This window comes from Nocardioides sp. Arc9.136, assembly GCF_030506255.1.
Taxonomy (GTDB): Bacteria; Actinomycetota; Actinomycetes; order Propionibacteriales; family Nocardioidaceae; genus Nocardioides.
This window is the reverse complement of the sequence record NZ_CP113431.1, coordinates 4,342,513-4,360,231: the sequence shown is the minus strand read 5'-3', so window position 1 is coordinate 4,360,231 and position 17,719 is coordinate 4,342,513. Positions and strand designations below refer to the sequence as shown.

The following is a 17,719-nucleotide window of genomic DNA, read 5'->3' as shown; positions in this document are numbered from 1 at the left end:
GCTCAGCCGACGCCGTCGATGCAGAGGTACTTGATCTCGGTGAACTCGTCGATGCCGTGCCGCGAGCCCTCGCGGCCCAGCCCGGACTCCTTGACCCCGCCGAACGGTGCGCCCTCGTAGGAGATCAGGCCGGTGTTGATGCCGACCACCCCGAACTCCAGCGCCTCGCCCACGCGCCAGGTGCGCCCCGAGTCGCGGGTGAAGAAGTAGGCCGCGAGCCCGAACTCGGTGTCGTTGGCCAGCCGCACGGCCTCCTCCTCGGTCTCGAAGGAGATGATCGGGGCCAGGGGGCCGAAGGTCTCCTCCCGGGCCACGAGCATGTCGCCGCGCACACCGGTGAGCAGGGTGGGCTGGAAGAAGGTGCCGCCCAGCTCGTGCACGTCCCCGCCGACCTCGACCCGGGCACCGGCGCCGACCGCGTCGGCGATGTGGCGCCGGACCTTCTCCACGGCCTCCGCCGAGATCAACGGGCCCTGCTGGGAGCCCTCGCTGAACCCGTTGCCGACCTGCAGCGCGGTAACGGCCTCCCGCATCCGCGCGACGAAGGCGTCGTGGATCCCGGACTGGACGAGGATCCGGTTCGCGCAGACGCAGGTCTGCCCGGCGTTGCGGAACTTCGAGGCCATCGCCCCGGCGACGGCCTGGTCGAGGTCGGCGTCGTCGAAGACGATGAGGGGAGCGTTGCCGCCGAGCTCGAGGGCGAGCTTCTTCACCGTGCCGGCGCTCTGCGCCATCAGGAGCTTCCCGACCTCGGTGGAGCCGGTGAAGCTGAGCGCGCGGACAACCGGGCTGCCGGTGATCACCTCGCCCACCACGCGTGCCGGGCCGGTGACGACGCTCAGCACGCCGGCGGGCACGCCGGCACGGGCGGCGAGCTCGGCCAGTGCCGTCGCCGAGAGCGGCGTCTCGGCGGCGGGCTTGATGATCATCGAGCAGCCGGCGGCCAGCGCGGGCGCCGCCTTGCGCAGGATCATCGCGGAGGGGAAGTTCCACGGGGTGATCGCCGCGGTGACGCCGATCGCCTGGCGGACGGTCACGAGGCGGCGACCCGGGACGTTGCTCGGGATCACCTCGCCGTAGGTGCGCTTGCACTCCTCGGCGTACCACTCGACGAAGCCGGCGCCGTAGAGGATCTCCCCGCGCGCCTCGTGCAGGGGCTTGCCCTGCTCGGCGGTGAGGATCGCGGCGAGGTCGTCGGCGTGCTCGACGATCAGGTCGTACCAGCGGCGCATCACCTTCGCGCGCTCCGGCGCGGGCCGGGCCGCCCAGGCGCGGCCGGCGACCTCAGCCGTGGCGATCGCTCGCTCGACATCGGCGGCGTCCGCGGCCGCCATGGTCGCGACCAGGTCGCCGGTCGCGGGGTCGAGGACGTCGAACGGCTCCCCGGCGCCGTCGCGCCACTCGCCGTTGATGAACAGCTGGGTGCGCAGCAGTGCCCGATCGGTCAACCGGTCGGCCTCGAAAGTCGTGTTCACAGGTGCCTCTCTGGTCGCGGCCGACAAGGTTGTGGCCGGTCTGCGCCCAATCGTACGCTTTGCGCACGAAAAGTGCTACGGTTCCCAGGACTCACCGGACTCCCGAGATGCAGGCAGACATGACGATCGCGAGCAACGTCGACGACCTCGACCGCCAGTACTTCTTCCACCCCTTCACGCACGCGAAGGACCACGAGCGCACCGGGCCGCTGATGATCGCCAGCGGGCGCGGGTCGACGCTCGTCGACGTGTCGGGCCGGGAGTACCTCGACGCGATGGCCGGCCTGTGGTGCGTCAACATCGGCTACGGCAACGAGGAGATGGCCGAGGCGTTGGCCGCCCAGACCCGGACGCTGGCCTACTACCACACCTTCGCCTCGATGGGGAACGAGCCGGTCGCGCGGCTCGCGCACCGTCTGGTGACCGAGGCCCCGGGCCGGATGGCGAAGGTCTTCTTCGGCAACAGCGGCTCGGACGCGAACGACACGCAGGTCAAGCTGGTCTGGTACTACAACAACGTCCTGGGCCGCCCGGAGAAGAAGAAGATCATCTCCCGCGAGCGGGGCTACCACGGCGTCACCGTCATGTCCGGCAGCCTGTGCGGCCTCCCCGGCATGCACACCGGCTTCGACCTGCCGCTGCCGATGGTCCGCTTCGCCCGCGCGCCCCACCACCGCTTCGAGGGCCAGGAGGGGGAGAGCGAGGAGCAGTTCGTCGCCCGCCTCGCCCGCGAGCTCGACGAGCAGATCATCGCCGAGGGGCCCGAGACGGTCGCCGCCTTCATCGCCGAGCCGCTGCAGGCGGCCGGCGGCGTGATCGTGCCCCCGGCGTCGTACTTCCCGGCGATCCAGGAGGTGCTGCGCAAGCACGACGTGCTGCTCATCGCCGACGAGGTCGTCTGCGGCTTCGGCCGCACCGGCGAGTGGTTCGGCTCCCAGGCGTTCGGCATGGAGCCGGACCTGATGACCGTGGCCAAGGGCATCACCTCGGCCTACGTCCCGCTGTCGGCCTGCCTGGTCTCCGACGCCGTCTGGGACGTCATCGCGTCGGGCTCGGACACCTACGGGCTCTTCAGCCACGGCTACACCTACTCCGCGCACCCGCTGGCCGCGACCGCCGCGCTCACGAACCTCGACATCATCGAGCGCGACGGGCTGATGGGTCAGGCCAAGGCGCGCGGCGACCACCTGCACGCCCGCCTCCGGGAGGCCTTCGAGGGCCACCCCCTGGTCGGGGAGGTCCGCGGGCACGGCCTGGTCGGCGCCGTCGAGCTGGTGGAGTCCCAGGAGGGCCTGCGCCGCTTCGAGCCGCGCGGCAAGGTCGCCGGCGCGCTGGTCAAGCGGGCCCGCGAGCTCGGGGTCATCACCCGGGCGCTGCCGAATGCCGACACGATCTCCTTCTCGCCGCCGTTCGTGGTCACCGAGGCCGAGCTGGACCAGATGGTGGCGGGGACCCGCCAGGCCCTCGACGACGTGTGCCGAGAGCTCGGCCTCGCGTGAGCGGTCCGGTCCTCGGCCTCGTCGTCAACCCGGTCGCCGGGATGGGCGGCCGGGTCGGCCTGCACGGGACCGACGGCCGGCTGGACCGCGCCCTCGAGCGGGGCGCCGTCCCGGTCGCCCCCGCCCGGGCCGACCGGGCGCTCGCCCGCCTCCAGCAGCTGGCGCCGCACCTGCGGGTCGTGGCCGGCGGCGGGGTCCTCGGGGTGGACCACCTGCGCGACCGGGGGTGGGACGTCACGGAGCTGCCGACGCGCCCCGGGCGCGCGCGCTCCGGCACCGACGCCGAGGACACCCGCGAGGCCGTCCGGGCGATGGTCCGGTCGGGCGTGGGGCTGGTGCTCTTCGTCGGCGGTGACGGCACCGCGCGCGACGTCGCCGCCGTTGTCGGTGACGTGCCCGTGCTCGGCGTCCCGGCCGGGGTGAAGATGCACTCCGGCGTCTTCGGCACCACGCCGGAGGCGGCGGCCGCCGCCGCCGCCCGCTTCCTGGCCGGTGACGAGACCGCCACCCGGCCCGCCGAGGTCGTCGACCGCGACGAGGCCGGCGACGTGCGCCTGCACGGCACCGTGCAGGTGCCCGCGGTGCGCTCGGCGGTGCAGGCGCGCAAGGGCACGGCGGGCACCGCCACCGACGACGCCGCCGCGCTGGCCCGCCGGGTCGCCGCGGAGATGGAGCCCGGCCGGCTCTACCTCCTGGGGCCGGGCACCACGGTGGCCGAGGTCGGAGCCGCGCTGGGCGTGCCCACGACGGCGCTGGGCGTCGACGCCGTCCTCGACGGGCGCTCGGTGGCCGTGGACGCCAGCGAGGCCGACCTGCTCGCCCTGCTCGCCGAGCACCCCCGGGCCGGCCTGGTCCTCGGCGTGGTGGGAGGTCAGGGCTTCCTGCTCGGCCGCGGCAACCAGCAGCTGTCGCCGGCCGTCCTGGCCGCGGTCGGCACCGACCGGATCGAGGTCCTGGCGACCCCTGCGAAGGTGGACGCGCTGGCCCAGCCGGTGCTCCACGTCGACATCGACGACCCCGGCCTGGCATCCCGCCTGGTCGGCTACCGCCGGGTGCGCACGGGGCCGTCCCGCAGCACCGTCCTGAGGGTCGTGGCGTGAGCCGCGTGACGAGAGGAGCCCGAGTGGCACATCCCTACATGCCCAACTCCACGGCCGAGGCCAAGGCCAGGATGCTGGCGTACGTCGGCGTGGACGACGTCGAGGAGCTGTTCGAGCAGATCCCGGCCGACCACGTCTCCCGTTCCGGCAACGGCCTCGCCCCCGGGATCAGGTCGGAGGCGACCCTGCGCCGCCGCGTGCGCACGCTGGTCGACCGCAACGACGACTGCGTCGGGAACCTCAGCTTCCTCGGCGCCGGGACCTGGCAGCACCACGTGCCGGCCGTCGTCGACGAGATCGTGGGCCGCAGCGAGTTCCTCACCCCGGTCTGGGGCACGCCGTCCTCCGACCTCGGCCGCAACCAGGCCTGGTTCGAGTACGCCTCCATGCTCGGCGAGCTGCTCGGCATGGACTTCGTCGGCCTGCCGGTCTACAGCTGGGGCGCCGCCGCGGGCAACGCGCTGCGGATGGCGGCCCGGCTCACCGGTCGTGGCGAGGTCGTCGTACCGGCCTCGATCTCCCCCGAGCGCCTCGCGGTGATCCGCACCTACTGCGGCCTGGCGGAGGGCAACCAGCCGATCGCGGTGCGGCTCGTCGACGTCGACCCGGCCACGGGCTGCGTCGACGTCTCCGCGCTGGCCCTCGACGCGGACACCGCGGCGGTCTACCTCGAGACGCCCAACCACCTCGGCGTGGTCGAGACCGCGACGGCGGAGATCGCCGCGGCCTGCCGTGCCAACGGCACCGAGACCGTCCTCGGCGTGGACCCGGTCTCGCTGGGGCTGCTCGCGGCGCCCGGCGACCTCGGCGCCGACATCGTCGTCGGCTCGACCCAGCCCCTCGGTGTGCACCTCCACGCCGGCGGCGGCGTGGGCGGGTTCATCGCCACCCGTGACGAGGAGCGCTACGCGCGGGAGTACCCCACGCTCCAGGTCAGCCTGGCCGAGACCGTCCGCGGGGAGCGGACCTTCGGCATGGCGCTGTTCCACCAGACGTCCTACGGCTCCCGCGAGGACGGCAACGACTGGACCGGCAACTCGGTCTACCTGTGGACCGTCGCCAACGCCGTCTACATGGCCCTGCTCGGCCCCGAGGGCTTCGCCGAGCTCGGCCGGACGATCCTGTCCAACGCGCGGTACGCCGCGGGGCGGGTCGCCGAGGTCGACGGCGTCGAGGTGCGCTGGCCCGACAGCTTCTTCAAGGAGTTCGTCGTCGACCTCACCGCCACCGGCCGCACCGTCGCGGAGGTCAACGCCGGCCTGCGCGAGCACGGGATCTTCGGCGGCAAGGACCTCTCCGCGGACTTCCCCTGGCTGGGTCAGTCCGCCCTGTTCTGCGTGACCGAGATCCACACCGCCGACGACATCGACCACCTGGTGCAGGCCCTGAAAGAGGTGCTGTCATGACCGAGACCACTCCCTCCGCGGCGGCACGACTGCGCCGGTACCAGGCCCCGGTCTGGGACGAGCCGCTCATCATGGAGATGAGCGGCGCCGGGCGCCGCGGCAACGTTCCCCCCGAGCCGATCGAGGCGCTCGACCCGGCAGCGGCGCTCCCGGCCGGCCTGCTGCGCGCGGTCGCCCCGGCGCTGCCCGAGGTGGCCGAGCCCGACGTCCTGCGCCACTACCTCCACCTCTCCCAGGAGACGATGGGGATGGTGGGGATCAGCCTGTTCGGCACCTGCACCATGAAGTACAACCCCCGCCTCAACGAGCAGCTCGCCGCCCGCGACGGCCTGGCCGAGATCCATCCCGACCAGGACGACAGCACGATCCAGGGCCTGCTCGAGGCGGTGCACCGCTTCGACCTGATGCTGCGCGGGCTCTCGGGCATGGACCGCTTCGTCTTCCAGCCCGGCGGCGGCGCGGCCGCGGCGTTCACCCACGCCGCGGTCACCCGTGCCTACTTCGCCGACCGCGGGGAGCTCGGGACCCGGCGCGAGATCATCACGACCGCCCAGGCCCACCCCTGCAACCCCGCCACGGCGTCCGCGGCCGGGTTCGACATCATCACGCTCCCGGTCGAGGCCGACGGCTACCCCTCGCTCGACGCCCTGAAGGCGGTCGTCTCCGAGCGCACGGCGGCGCTGATGATGAACAACCCCGACGACATGGGCATCTACAACCCCCACGTCAAGGAGTGGGTGCGCACCGTCCACGAGGTCGGCGGGCTCTGCTTCTACGACCACGCCAACTTCAACGGCGTGATGGGCCGGCTGCGAGCCGCCGAGCTCGGCTTCGACGCCTGCATGTTCATGCTGCACAAGACCTTCGGCGTGCCGAAGGGCGGCGGCGGGCCGGCGGTCGGCGCCTACGGCTGCACGGCCGAGCTCGCGCCGTACCTCCCCGGTCCGCTGGTCGAGGAGACGCCCGACGGGTTCGTGCGCCGCGAGAACGAGCGCGGTGTCGGACGGGTGCGCGAGTACCTCGGCAACGTCAACCAGGTCGTCAAGGCCTACTCCTGGCTGCTGGCCATGGGCGGCGACGGCATCAAGGAGGCGGCCGACCTCTCGGTGCTCGCCAACAACTACATGGAGAAGCGGCTGCTCGGGCTGCGCGGCGTCACCAAGTCGGTGCCGGAGGCCACCCAGCACCGGCTGGAGATGACCCGCTTCAGCCTCGAGGAGTACACCGCCGAGACGGGGCTCACCGCCGCCGACGTCCAGAACCGGATGACCGACCACGGCATCGACGCGTTCTGGATGAGCCACGAGCCGTGGATCGTTCCGGAGCCGTTCACCCCCGAGGCCGGCGAGACGTGGTCGCTGGAGGACATCGACTACTGGATCGACGTGATGGCGCACGTGCTCGAGGAGGGCCGGGCCGACCCCGAGCTGGTCCGCACCTCGCCGCACCACCAGGTCGTCGGCCAGATCGACGGCTCCTCGCTCGACGACCCCGACCGCTGGGCCACGACCTGGCGGGCGCACCTGCGCAAGCAGGGCCGCGCGTGAGCGGCTCCGCGGTCGCCGTCGTCGGCGCCGGCAGCATCGGCGTCGCGTGGGCCGTGGTCTTCGCCCGCGCCGGGCACCAGGTACGGGTCCACGACGTGGACGCCGCCCGCCGGGACCTCGTGCCCCGCGAGGTGCGGGAGCGGGCCGACGAGCTGGCCGCCCACGGACTCCTCGCGGATCCGGAGGCCCTCGCCTCGCGGGTCGAGGTCGGTGACGACCTCGCCGAGGTCGTCGGCCCGGCCGTCCACGTCCAGGAGTGCGTCGTGGAGTCCGAGGAGGTCAAGCGCGAGCTCTTCGCCGTGCTCGACCGGGTCGCGTCGCCGACCGCGGTGCTCGCGTCCTCCTCGTCGATGATGCCGGTCTCCCGGTTCGCCGCCGACCTCCCCGGCCGCGACCGGTGCCTCGTCGTCCACCCGGGCAACCCGCCCTACCTGCTCCCGGTCGCCGAGCTGGTTCCCGCGGAGTTCACCTCCGCCGACACCGTCGAGCGGACCCACGCCCTGCTGCTCGCCGCCGGCATGGCGCCGGTCCGGGTCGAGCGGGAGGTCGAGGGCTTCCTCTTCAACCGCCTCCAGGGCGCCCTCCTGCGCGAGGCCTACCGGCTCGTGCGCGACGGGGTCGCCTCGGCCACGGACGTCGACCGGGTCGTGAGCCAGGGGCTCGGCCGCCGGTGGGCCGTCCTCGGGCCGTTCGCCACCGCCGACCTCAACACGCGCGGCGGACTCACCCGGCACGCCGAGCTGATGGGCCCGGCGTACCTCCGCATGGGCGCCGAGCACGGCGAGGTCGAGGAGTGGCCGGCGGAGCTGGTCGCCCGCGTCGCGGACGACCTCCACGCCGAGCAGCACCCGGACGAGTGGGCGGCCAACGTCCTGAGCCGGGACCGCGCGCTCATGCGGGTCGCCGGCGCAGTCACCGGCTGACCCACGCAGCACCCGCTCCACCCCCCCGGCGGCCACCGCCGGGGGCGCCTCTCGGGGCTCATCTCGGGGCTCATCTCCCGGGGCTCATCTCCCGGGGCCCGTCTCGGGGCCACCACCCACAGCCACCTCACCCAGATCCAGGAGCCAGACATGCGCATCGGCGTGCCAAAGGAAGTCAAGAACCACGAGTACCGCGTCGCGATCACGCCGATCGGGGTGCACGAGCTGGTCGCGCACGGCCATGAGGTGGTGGTCGAGGCGGGTGCGGGTGTGGGGTCGTCGATCCCGGACGAGGAGTACGTCGCGGCGGGCGCGAGGATCGTCGGGGACGCCGACGAGACGTGGGGTGCGGCGGAGATGGTGTTGAAGGTCAAGGAGCCGGTGGCTGAGGAGTACCACCGGTTGCGTGAGGACCTGACGTTGTTCACCTATCTGCACCTGGCGGCCGACAAGCCGTTGACCGAGCAGCTGTTGGCCACCAAGGTCACCGGCATCGCCTACGAGACGGTGCAGCTGCCCTCGGGCGGGCTGCCGTTGCTGTACCCGATGTCGGAGGTCGCGGGTTGCCTGGCCCCGCAGGTCGGTGCGCACAGCCTGCTCAAGGCCGAGGGTGGCCGTGGGGTGCTGATGGGTGGTGTCGGTGGTGTGGCGAACGCGAAGGTCGTCATCATCGGTGCCGGTGTCAGCGGGCAGAACGCCGCGAACATCGCGTTGGGCATGGGTGCGGACGTGACGCTGCTCGACACCGACCTGGACAAGCTGCGGATGTCGTTCTGGCGCTACAACAACCGGGTGCACGGGTTGGCGTCCTCGAAGCTGGCGATCGAGCAGCAGGTGACCGAGGCCGACCTGGTGATCGGTGCGGTGCTGATCCCGGGTGCGGCGGCGCCGAAGCTGGTGACCAACGAGCTGGTCTCGCGGATGAAGCCGGGTTCGGTGCTGGTCGACATCGCGGTGGACCAGGGTGGGTGCTTCGAGGACACCCGGCCCACGACGCACGCGGACCCGACGTACCAGGTGCACGGGTCGACGTTCTACTGCGTGGCGAACATGCCGGGGGCGGTGCCGAACACCTCGACGTATGCGTTGACCAACGCGACGTTGCCCTACGTCGTGGCGCTGGCCGACAAGGGCTGGGCGCGGGCGTGCCGGGAGGACGCCTCGCTCGCGCTGGGCCTGAACACCCGTGCGGGGCAGCTGACCAACGCCCCGGTCGGGGAGGCCGTCGGGATCGACGCGGTCGCGCTCGACGAGGTGCTGGCCGGCTGAGCGCCCGCGGGGGCGGGGTCGCGGTCGACCGGCGAGCCGAAGGTCACATACCGACGGTCTGTCGCCGTCGAGAGTGTTGAACTACGTTCAACAGCATGCGTCAGCGTGCCGTCTCCGTCCTCGTGGGTCTCGTCGGGCTCGCTCTCGGCGGCGCCGCCCTCGCCGTCCCGTCGTACGCCGAGCCGGCCGTCCGCCCGGCGCCGGCCCGGGTGACCGAGGTGGCGGGGCCGGGCGCCCCGGCCGTCAGGCCCGCGCGGGTGGTGAGCCGGCCGGTGGAGTTCGACGTCAGCAACGCGAACGAGACGTCGGCACTGTGCCTCTCCGACAACCGGGCGCACGTGCTGCGCGGCCGCCTGGTGGGTCCGCGACGAGCGGTGGCCGGGGCCGGCGCGAAGGTCAGGGTGAACGTGCTCGTGCACGACGCCGGCACCGGCGCGTGGTTCTGGAACCTCCGGCGGGTGCCGGGCGTGGACTACGCGACGAGGCTCGCGCGCCGCGGGGAGACCTCGCTGGTGCTGGACCGGCTGGGCTACGACCGCAGCCCGCTGGCCGACGGCAACGCGACCTGCCTGGGAGCGCAGGCGACGATGCTGCACCAGGTCGTCCAGCACCTCTACTCGGGTGTCTACCGCTTCGCCGACCGGTCCCACGAGGACGACCAGCCCCCGCACGCCACCCACGTCGTGCTGCACGGGCACGGGACCGGCGCGACCCTCGCCCAGCTCGAGGCCGCGGAGTTCGACGACGTCGCCGGGCTGGTGTTGATGTCGGCCCCGACCGCGACCCCGACCGCGCTCGCCGTCCGCGAGGCGGCCGACCAGCTGGCGCGGTGCCTCGGCGGTGGCGGCTACTCCGAGCACGGCGCGAGCGCGGCGGACTTCCGGCGGCTGCTGTTCGCCTCGGCGACGGCGCGGGTGCGCTCGCTGGCGACCGCGAAGCGCAACCCGACCCCGTGCGGCGACGTCTCCAGCCTGCTGGCCGCGCTCGGCTCCGCGACGGTGACCGCCGGCCGCGTCGAGGTGCCCGTCCTGCTCCTCACCGGCGACCGCGACACCCGGGTCCGACCCCTGTCGCAGCGGGCCGCGGAGCGGCTGTTCGCGACGAGCGAGCGGGTCACCGCGCGCACGGTCGCGGGTGCGGGCAGCGCGCTGCCCCTCGAACGACGGGCCGGCCGGGTCCGCTCGACGGTGCTGCGCTGGCTGGCGGACGTGCGCCCGACGCTCTGAGCCGGGCCCGGCCGGCTGGAGGTCAGCGGCGCGCGGCGTGCCACTCCTCGGCGAGGACGGCGTACCCGTAGCTGTCGAGCCACCGCCCGGAGCGGTGCAGGGCGTCGGCGACGGCATGGGTCTCCCGGCGCATGCCGAGGCGCTCCATGATCCGCCAGGACGCGGTGTTGTCCGCGAAGCACTCGGCGGTCACCCGCCGCAGCCCCAGGTCCTCGAAGCAGATCCGCAGCAGCTCGGCCGCCGCCTCGGTCGCGAGGCCGCGGCCGGCGTGGTCGGGGTGCAGCACCCAGCCCAGCTCCGCCTGGACGGCGAGCGCCTGCTCGCCGACCTCGGCCTGCGCCCAGGCGTCGGTGATCCGCAGCATCAGGTCGCCGACCACGACGCCGTCGAGCTCGAGGACCAGCAGGTGCTCGAGCCGTTCGTGACGCGCGAGCTCCGCGGCGTACGACGCCCGGTCGGGCACCCCGGCGGTGAGCCACTCGTGCGCCGACGGGTGACGCCGTACCTCCCAGAGCGCCGCGGCGTCCCCGGGCACGGCGCGGCGCAGCAGCAGGCGCTCGGTGCGACGCGGCCAGGCGACGGCCGCGAGGTCGACCGGCCGGCGGGCCGCGGCGGGCCGGTCAGCCACGGGAGCGGCGGCCCAGCAGCCCGCCGCCGAACAGCGCCCACAGCACCAGGAGGGGCTGGAAGAAGAGGCGCACGAGCCGCTTGGTGTCGGTGTCGAGCCCGAAGGCGTCGGTGCCCTCGACGTACTGGGCGACGTTGCCGGGGAAGATCACGACGTAGAACGCCGCGAGCAGGGCGCCGACCAGCCGGCGGTGCCGCGGCAGCGCCACGAACGCCGCGCCGAGACCGATCTCGACCACGCCGGAGCCGAGGACGGTGAGGTCCTCGTCGACCGGGAACCACCCGGGCACCTGCGCCTGGAACTCCTCGCGCTGGCTGGTCAGGTGCAGCACCCCCGCGCCCACCATGATCGAGCCGAGCGCGACACGGGCGACGGTGGAGGCGAGCGGCATGGGCCGAGACTAGCCAGGCCCTGGAACACTGAGCGGCGTGAGCGACACGGGACAGACGACGTTGCACGAGGTCGGCCGGATGGCGGAGCGCGCGGTGGAGGCCGCGACCAGCGTCGGGCGCGAGGTCCAGGCGCGGATCTACCGCGAGGGCGTCTTCGGCCGCCGGCCGGTCGTCCCGGTCGAGCCGGCGGCGCTCGAGGCGGCGGCGCAGCGGCGGATGAGCGCCGAGGCGTGGTCGTACGTCGCCGGCGGCGCCGGCCAGCAGCGGACCGTGCGGGCGAACACCGACGCGTTCGACCGCCACCGGATCGTGCCCCGGATGCTGGTCGACGTCGAGGAGCGCGACCAGTCCGTCGAGCTGTTCGGCCGCCGGCTGCCCTCGCCGTACCTCCTTGCCCCCATCGGCGTCCTCGAGATGGCCCACCGCGAGGCCGAGCACGCCGTCGCGCGGGCCGCGCGGTCCCTCGGCGTCCCGATGGTCCTCTCCACCCAGGCGTCGGTGCCGATGGAGGAGGTCGCCGCCGACCTCGGGGCGTCGCCGCGCTGGTACCAGCTCTACTGGTCCAAGGACGACGGCGTCGTCGACTCCTTCGTCCGGCGGGCCGAGGAGATCGGCAGCGACGCGCTCGTCGTCACCCTCGACACCCACGTGCTGGGCTGGCGCACGCGCGACCTGGACCTGGCCTACCTGCCGTTCGCGCGGGCCGAGGGCATCGCGCAGTACACCAGCGACCCGCACTTCCGCTCCCTCGCCGAGGCCCGCGCGGCGAACCCGCCCGCCGTCGAGGGCACGCAGCCGCGCCCCACGCCGGCGGCGGTGCGTGCGCTGCTGTCGATGACGCGGCACTACCCGGGCCGGTTCCTCGACAACCTGCGCTCGCCGGTGCCCCGGGCCGCGGTCGAGACCTTCCTCGACGTCTTCTCCCGCTCCTCGCTGACCTGGGAGGACATCTCCTACCTGCGCGAGCGGACCTCGCTGCCGATCGTCCTCAAGGGCATCCAGGACCCCCGCGACGCCCAGCTCGCCCTCGAGCACGGCGTCGACGGCATCGTGGTGTCCAACCACGGGGGCCGGCAGGTCGACGGCGCGATCGCCTCGCTCGACGCCCTCCCGCAGGTCGTCGACACCGTCGGCGGCCGGGTGCCGGTGCTCTTCGACAGCGGCGTGCGCAGCGGGGCCGACGCGTTCAAGGCGCTGGCGCTCGGCGCGCAGGCGGTGCTCGTGGGCCGGCCGTGGGTCTACGGGCTCGCGCTGGGCGGCGAGGCCGGGGTCCGGGCGGTGATGGAGCACCTGATGGCCGAGCTCGACCTCACGATGGCGCTCAGCGGCGTCACCGACGTCGCGGGCATCACCCGCGACCTGCTCGCCTGAGGGCGGGCCGGGGATGGGTGGTCGGCACACGGCCGGGCCGGCGCAGGGGCACGGGCACGGGCACGGGCACGGGCCGCACGCGGAGGTCGACGTACGTCGCGGGGCTCGGGCCGTCCTGCTCGGTGCGCTGGCGGTGGCCGGCGTCCTCGCGCTGATCGGGCTCGCGATGCTGTGGCCGGACCGCGCGGAGGCCGACCGGCTGCGTGAGGAGGTGTCGTTCCAGGGGCCGGGGGTGTCCTTCGTCGGCGCCACGCTCCGCTCGGTCGAGGACACGACCGCGTCGGTCACCCTCGAGAGCGGACCCGAGGAGGGCAGCCGGCGCAGCGTCGGCCTGCCGCCGGAGGTCGCCGGGCTCGACCTCGAGCCGGGCGACAGCCTGCGGCTGCAGGCGGCCGAGACGGCCGACGGCGGCTACGAGTACACCTACTTCGGCACCGACCGTGAGACGCCGCTGTGGCTGCTCGCCGGGCTGTTCGTGCTCGTCGTGCTGCTCGTCGCACGCTGGCGCGGCCTGCTGGCGCTGCTCGGCCTGGGGTTCGCCGGCCTGGTGCTGCTGGGCTTCGTGCTGCCGGCGCTGCTCACCGGGGAGCCCGGGCTCGCCGTCGGCCTGGTCGCCTCCACGCTGATCATGGTGGTGGTGCTGTACACGACCCACGGCTTCTCGCTGCGCACCAGCGCCGCGCTGGCCGGCACGCTGGTCGGGCTCGCGCTGACCGCCGGCCTGGGCCTGGTCGCCACCCGTGCCACCCGGCTGACCGGCTTCGGCAGCGAGGAGGCCGGGTTCCTCACGACGTACATCGGTGGCCTGGACCTGCAGGACGTCTTCACCTGCGCGCTGGTCGTCGCGGGCCTCGGCGTGCTCAACGACGTCACGATCACCCAGTCCTCCGCGGTCTGGGAGCTGCGCGGCGCGGCACCCGAGCTGGGCCGGCGGCGGCTGTTCCTCAGCGGCATGCGCATCGGGCGCGACCACATCGCCTCGACGATCTACACGATCGTCTTCGCCTACGCCGGCACCGCGCTCGTGCTGATGATGGTGCTCTCGCTCTACGGGCTGTCGATCGGCGAGCTGCTCGCCACCGAGGAGATCGCCCAGGAGGTGGTCCGGACGCTGGTCAGCAGCACCGGCCTGGTGCTCGCGGTCCCGGTCACCACCGCGATCGCCGTCTGGACCGTGCCGGGTCCGGTCCGGATGTCGTCGCGGTAGGGCAGGCTGACCGCGTGCACCACATCGGGATCGACCTCGCCTGGGGCGAGCGGCAGCCGACCGGTCTCGCCGTCCTCGACGAGGACGGTGCGCTGGTGCACGTCTCGGCGGTGCGCACCGACGACGAGATCGCCGAGCGGCTCGCGCCGTACGTCGACGGGCCGTGCCTGGTCGCGATCGACGCCCCGCTGGTGGTGCGCAACGAGACCGGCTCCCGCCCGGCCGAGAAGGCGCTGACCCGCGACTTCCGGCGCTTCGAGGCCGGCTGCCACCCCTCGAACCTCTCCAAGCCCGAGTTCCGCGACGGCCCCCGCGGCGCGCGGATCTGCAAGCGGCTGGGCCTGGACATGGACCCGCGCTCGGGTCGCGCGCGGCGCGCGATCGAGGTCTACCCGCACCCGGCGACCATCGTGCTCTTCGGGCTCGGCCGCACGCTGAAGTACAAGGACAAGCGCGGCCGCGACGTCGAGCTGCTCCGCGGCGAGCTGCTCACGCTGATGAAGCACGTCGAGTCGGTCGTGCGCACCGAGGAGACGTGGGCCGCGCTGCGCCACGCGGTCGAGACCGCGACCCGCAAGAGCGAGCTGCGCGTGGTGGAGGACCAGGTCGACGCGGTCGTGTGCGCCTACGTCGGGCTGTTCGCCGACCGCTTCCCCGACCGGACGACCGTCTACGGCGACCTCGCCGAGGGCTACATCGTCACCCCCGCCCTCCCCGACGGCAGCGCGTCGATCCGCGCGGCGATCCAGACCTACGCCGCGGAGCACGCCGACCTCTCGCTCGCCGGGGAGCAGGCCGTCGCACTGGTGACCTCGATCCTCGACGAGGCCGGCATCAACTACCTCTCGGTCACCGGTCGCACCAAGTCGGTCGCGTCGTTCGCCGAGAAGGCCGGCCGGGTCCGCGACGGGGAGCCGATGTACCCCGAGCCGCTCACCGACATCACCGACCAGCTCGGCGTCCGGGTGATCACCTACGTCCAGGACGACGTCGAGACGGTGGCCGGCCTGCTGGCCGACCAGGTCGTCGTCCACGACGACCGCGACATGGGCCAGCAGACGGCCGACGAGGGCCGGTGGGGGTACGCCTCGCGCCACCTGCTGGTCGCCCTCGACGCCGCGCGCGAGTCGCAGGCGGCGTACGCCGGGCTCCGCGGGCGGGTCGCGCAGGTCCAGGTGCGGACGGTGGTGCAGCACGCGTGGGCGGAGTTCGAGCACGACATCCGCTACAAGGGGTCGGTGCCGGCCGAGCACGCCTCGGAGTTCGACCGCCGCTTCACCCTCGCCGCGGGCCTGCTCGAGCTGGCCGACCGGGAGTTCTCCTCCATCCGCGAGCGGCTCCGCGCCGAGCCCGCCGCACCCACCCCCACCGTCGACGACGACCCGCGGCTGGACCCCCGCGAGCTCGCCGCGTTCCTCGCCGGTCAGTACGCCGACGCCGGCTGGTCGCGCACCGACCACTACGCCTGGATCTCCGGCCTCCTCCTCGAGCTCGGCATCACCTCGCTCGACGAGCTCGCCGACGTCCTCCGCCCGACCACGGCGCTCGGGCTCAACGAGCGGATGGACTACCGCTACCCGCCCGGCGCCGTCCGCCGGCTCGACGACGCGCTGCTCGCCGTCTTCGGCGAGCGGTACGTCGACCTGCACGGCAACGCCCACCGGGCGCCGCTGCTGCGGCAGCGGCTGGAGAAGCTGCGCGGCTGAGGGTCGCCGCCGGTCGCGGCCGGTCGGAGGCCGTGCGCCGGCCTCGGGGGTGACCTTCCCGGGGCAGTCCGGCGCTTACCGGGGCAGATCTGCCCCGGTGAGCGAGGGAGTCACCGGTTCACCGGGGACCCCTGCAGGGCCCCGGCACCCCGGCCTACGACGACGGCGCCGCAGCCCGCAGCTTCTCGAGCAGCGGCAGCGCGGCGTCGGTGAGGAACTGCTCCTGCAGGGCGTCGCCGACCTGGACGAGGGCGATGTCGGTGAAGCCGGCCTCCCAGAAGGCCGAGACCGACTCGACGATCTTGTCGAGGTCGGGGCCGCAGGGGATGGACTCCGCGACGTCCTCGGGGCGGACGAACTGCGTGGCGCCGGCGAAGCCGGCGGGGGTGGGGAGGTCGGAGTTGACCTTCCAGCCACCGGCGAACCAGCGGAACTGCTCGTGGGCCAGCGCCACCGCGGCGTCCTCGTCGGGGCCCCAGCAGATCGGGATCTGCCCGACCGCGCGGGCGCCGCCGGACCCGATCTTCGGCGCACCGTCGACGCTGTTCCAGCCCTCGATGAGGTCCTTGCGCGGCTCGGTGGCGACGAGGTGGTCGGCCAGCGGCGCCATCTGCTCGAGGCCGCGCTCGCCGGCGACGGCCACGCCGATCTGGACGGGCTCCTCGGGCAGGTCCCAGACCCGGGCGGACTCGACGTCGAAGTGCTGCCCGCGGTAGTCGACGAGCTCGCCGGTGTGCAGCGCGCGGATGATCTCGATGGCCTCGCGCAGCATCTCCTGCCGGGGCCCGATCGCCGGCCAGCCGGCGCCGACGACGTGCTCGTTGAGGTTCTCGCCGCTGCCCAGGCCGAGGGTGAAGCGGCCCTCGGCGAGGATCTGCAGCGTCGCGGCCTTCTGCGCGACGACGGCCGGGTGGTAGCGCAGCGTCGGGCAGGTCACGTACGTCATCAGGCCGACCCGCTCGGTGGCCTGGGCGACCGCACCGAGCGTGGTCCAGGCGTACGGCGCGTGGCCCTGCTCGGTCAGCCACGGGGAGTAGTGGTCGCTGGAGACCTCGAAGTCGAAGCCGGCGGTCTCGGCCGCCACGGCGTACTTCACCAGCTCCCGCGGTCCGCTCTGCTCGGTCATCAGGGTGTAGCCGAAGCGCGTCATGCCCCAGCGGTACCCAGCCGCGCCGACGAGCGACGCGGCGCGAGGGGATCAGTCGGGGGCGTCGTCGTCCTGCTGCTCCTCGACCTTCCTCTTGATCCGGCCCATCCCGGGCAGGTTGAGCACGAGCTCGCTGAGCTCCTGGGTCACCTCGAGCATCGAGTGCATGTCGGGTGCGACGCTGTCGAGGCGGTGCAGCAGCGGCATGACGTCCTCGTGCAGCGCCTTCTCCAGCGCCGGCAGCTTGTTGACCATGCCGACGACGGCGTCGACCTCCGCCGGCGTGGTCGTCTCGGCCAGGCGGGTCAGCACCGGCTCCAGCGCCTCGAGCGAGGGCTCGAGGCGCTCGGCGAGGTCGAGCATCCGCCCGACCGCGCCCTCCTCGACGCGGCGGAGCAGCACGTCGGCCCGCTCCCGCACGTCGTCGAGGCCGCCCATCGCGCGCTCGCCCTTGTCGGCGATCCGCTGCGCCTGGTCCACGACGTCCACCGCGCGCCCGCGCACCTCGTCGACGCCGCCGATCACCGTGTCGGCCCGGCCCCGGATCTCGTCGACCCCGTCGATGGACGCGCTCGCGCGGACCCGGATCTCGTCGACGCCCGCGACCAGCTCGTCGGCCCGCGCCCGGATGCCGTCGACGTCCTCGACGATCGACTCGACGCGCGCGACCAGCGCCTGCACGCGACCGAGCAGCCCCCCGGCCTGCGCGAGCAGGTCCTCGGCCCCGCCGAGCAGGTTCGCCGCCCGCGGGGCGACGGCCATCGCCTGCTCGACGAGCCAGCGGACGTCGCGGGGACCGGGGACCGACGGGAGCCTCATGTGA

At 73.7% G+C, this 17,719-nt stretch carries 15 protein-coding genes; 10 read left to right on the top strand and 5 right to left on the bottom strand.

What is annotated here, in order from left to right; genetic code table 11:
- Positions 1–2: 2 nt before the first annotated feature.
- On the bottom strand, positions 3–1,412 hold the full coding sequence (locus OSR43_RS21035; RefSeq protein ID WP_367891533.1) for an NAD-dependent succinate-semialdehyde dehydrogenase: 1,410 nt from the start codon (positions 1,410–1,412) through the stop codon (positions 3–5).
- Between the two features lie 182 nt (positions 1,413–1,594).
- Here OSR43_RS21035 and OSR43_RS21030 point away from each other — a divergent pair, with 182 nt between their 5' ends.
- From OSR43_RS21030 to OSR43_RS21000, 7 genes are all read left to right on the top strand, one after another.
- A complete protein-coding gene (locus tag OSR43_RS21030; RefSeq protein ID WP_302268784.1) occupies positions 1,595–2,974 on the top strand; it encodes an aminotransferase in 1,380 nt (459 codons plus the stop codon).
- A complete protein-coding gene (locus tag OSR43_RS21025) occupies positions 2,971–4,074 on the top strand; it encodes an ATP-NAD kinase family protein (protein WP_302268783.1) in 1,104 nt (367 codons plus the stop codon). The genes OSR43_RS21030 and OSR43_RS21025 overlap by 4 nt, the downstream gene beginning before the upstream one ends.
- A gap of 23 nt (positions 4,075–4,097) precedes the next feature.
- Positions 4,098–5,480: an aminomethyl-transferring glycine dehydrogenase subunit GcvPA gene (gene gcvPA, locus OSR43_RS21020; protein ID WP_302268781.1), complete on the top strand. Its 1,383-nt coding sequence runs from the start codon at positions 4,098–4,100 to the stop codon at positions 5,478–5,480.
- Entirely contained in the window at positions 5,477–7,027 is a 1,551-nt protein-coding gene (gene gcvPB / locus OSR43_RS21015; RefSeq protein ID WP_302268780.1) for an aminomethyl-transferring glycine dehydrogenase subunit GcvPB, read from the top strand. The genes gcvPA and gcvPB overlap by 4 nt, the downstream gene beginning before the upstream one ends.
- Positions 7,024–7,950, top strand: a complete 927-nt coding sequence (locus tag OSR43_RS21010) for a 3-hydroxyacyl-CoA dehydrogenase (RefSeq protein WP_302268779.1) — start codon at positions 7,024–7,026, stop codon at positions 7,948–7,950. Before gcvPB ends, OSR43_RS21010 begins: the two co-directional genes overlap by 4 nt.
- 150 nt (positions 7,951–8,100) lie before the next feature.
- The gene (ald, locus tag OSR43_RS21005) at positions 8,101–9,219 is read left to right on the top strand and encodes an alanine dehydrogenase (RefSeq protein WP_302268777.1); all 1,119 of its coding nucleotides are present in this window, start codon (positions 8,101–8,103) and stop codon (positions 9,217–9,219) included.
- A gap of 95 nt (positions 9,220–9,314) precedes the next feature.
- Complete coding sequence (locus OSR43_RS21000) at positions 9,315–10,445, top strand: alpha/beta hydrolase (RefSeq protein ID WP_302268776.1); 1,131 nt, start codon at positions 9,315–9,317, stop codon at positions 10,443–10,445.
- 22 nt (positions 10,446–10,467) lie between these two features.
- Here OSR43_RS21000 and OSR43_RS20995 read toward each other — a convergent pair whose 3' ends face one another.
- Both OSR43_RS20995 and OSR43_RS20990 read right to left on the bottom strand, forming a co-directional pair.
- Complete coding sequence (locus OSR43_RS20995) at positions 10,468–11,073, bottom strand: GNAT family N-acetyltransferase (protein WP_302268775.1); 606 nt, start codon at positions 11,071–11,073, stop codon at positions 10,468–10,470.
- Positions 11,066–11,464, bottom strand: coding sequence for a hypothetical protein (locus tag OSR43_RS20990; RefSeq protein ID WP_302268774.1), 399 nt, complete (start codon positions 11,462–11,464; stop codon positions 11,066–11,068). The genes OSR43_RS20995 and OSR43_RS20990 overlap by 8 nt, the downstream gene beginning before the upstream one ends.
- A gap of 37 nt (positions 11,465–11,501) precedes the next feature.
- Between OSR43_RS20990 and OSR43_RS20985 the strand changes: the two genes are divergently transcribed.
- Genes OSR43_RS20985 through OSR43_RS20975 form a run of 3 tightly spaced genes read left to right on the top strand, consistent with a single transcriptional unit; the run spans position 11,502 to position 15,749 of the window.
- Positions 11,502–12,836 (top strand): lactate 2-monooxygenase, encoded by a 1,335-nt coding sequence (locus OSR43_RS20985; RefSeq protein WP_302268772.1) that lies wholly within the window; start codon positions 11,502–11,504, stop codon positions 12,834–12,836.
- A 13-nt stretch (positions 12,837–12,849) separates the two neighbouring features.
- The gene (locus OSR43_RS20980) at positions 12,850–14,043 is read left to right on the top strand and encodes a YibE/F family protein (protein ID WP_302268771.1); all 1,194 of its coding nucleotides are present in this window, start codon (positions 12,850–12,852) and stop codon (positions 14,041–14,043) included.
- A gap of 14 nt (positions 14,044–14,057) precedes the next feature.
- Complete coding sequence (locus OSR43_RS20975; protein WP_302268770.1) at positions 14,058–15,749, top strand: DUF429 domain-containing protein; 1,692 nt, start codon at positions 14,058–14,060, stop codon at positions 15,747–15,749.
- A 154-nt stretch (positions 15,750–15,903) separates the two neighbouring features.
- On the opposite strand, the gene OSR43_RS20970 is transcribed toward OSR43_RS20975, so the two are convergent.
- Positions 15,904–16,899, bottom strand: coding sequence for an LLM class F420-dependent oxidoreductase (locus tag OSR43_RS20970; RefSeq protein WP_302268769.1), 996 nt, complete (start codon positions 16,897–16,899; stop codon positions 15,904–15,906).
- A 48-nt stretch (positions 16,900–16,947) separates the two neighbouring features.
- Positions 16,948–17,715 carry a hypothetical protein gene (locus OSR43_RS20965; protein WP_302268768.1) on the bottom strand — a complete coding sequence of 256 codons (768 nt, stop codon included), beginning with the start codon at positions 17,713–17,715 and terminating at the stop codon, positions 16,948–16,950.
- Between the last annotated feature and the right edge of the window lie 4 nt (positions 17,716–17,719).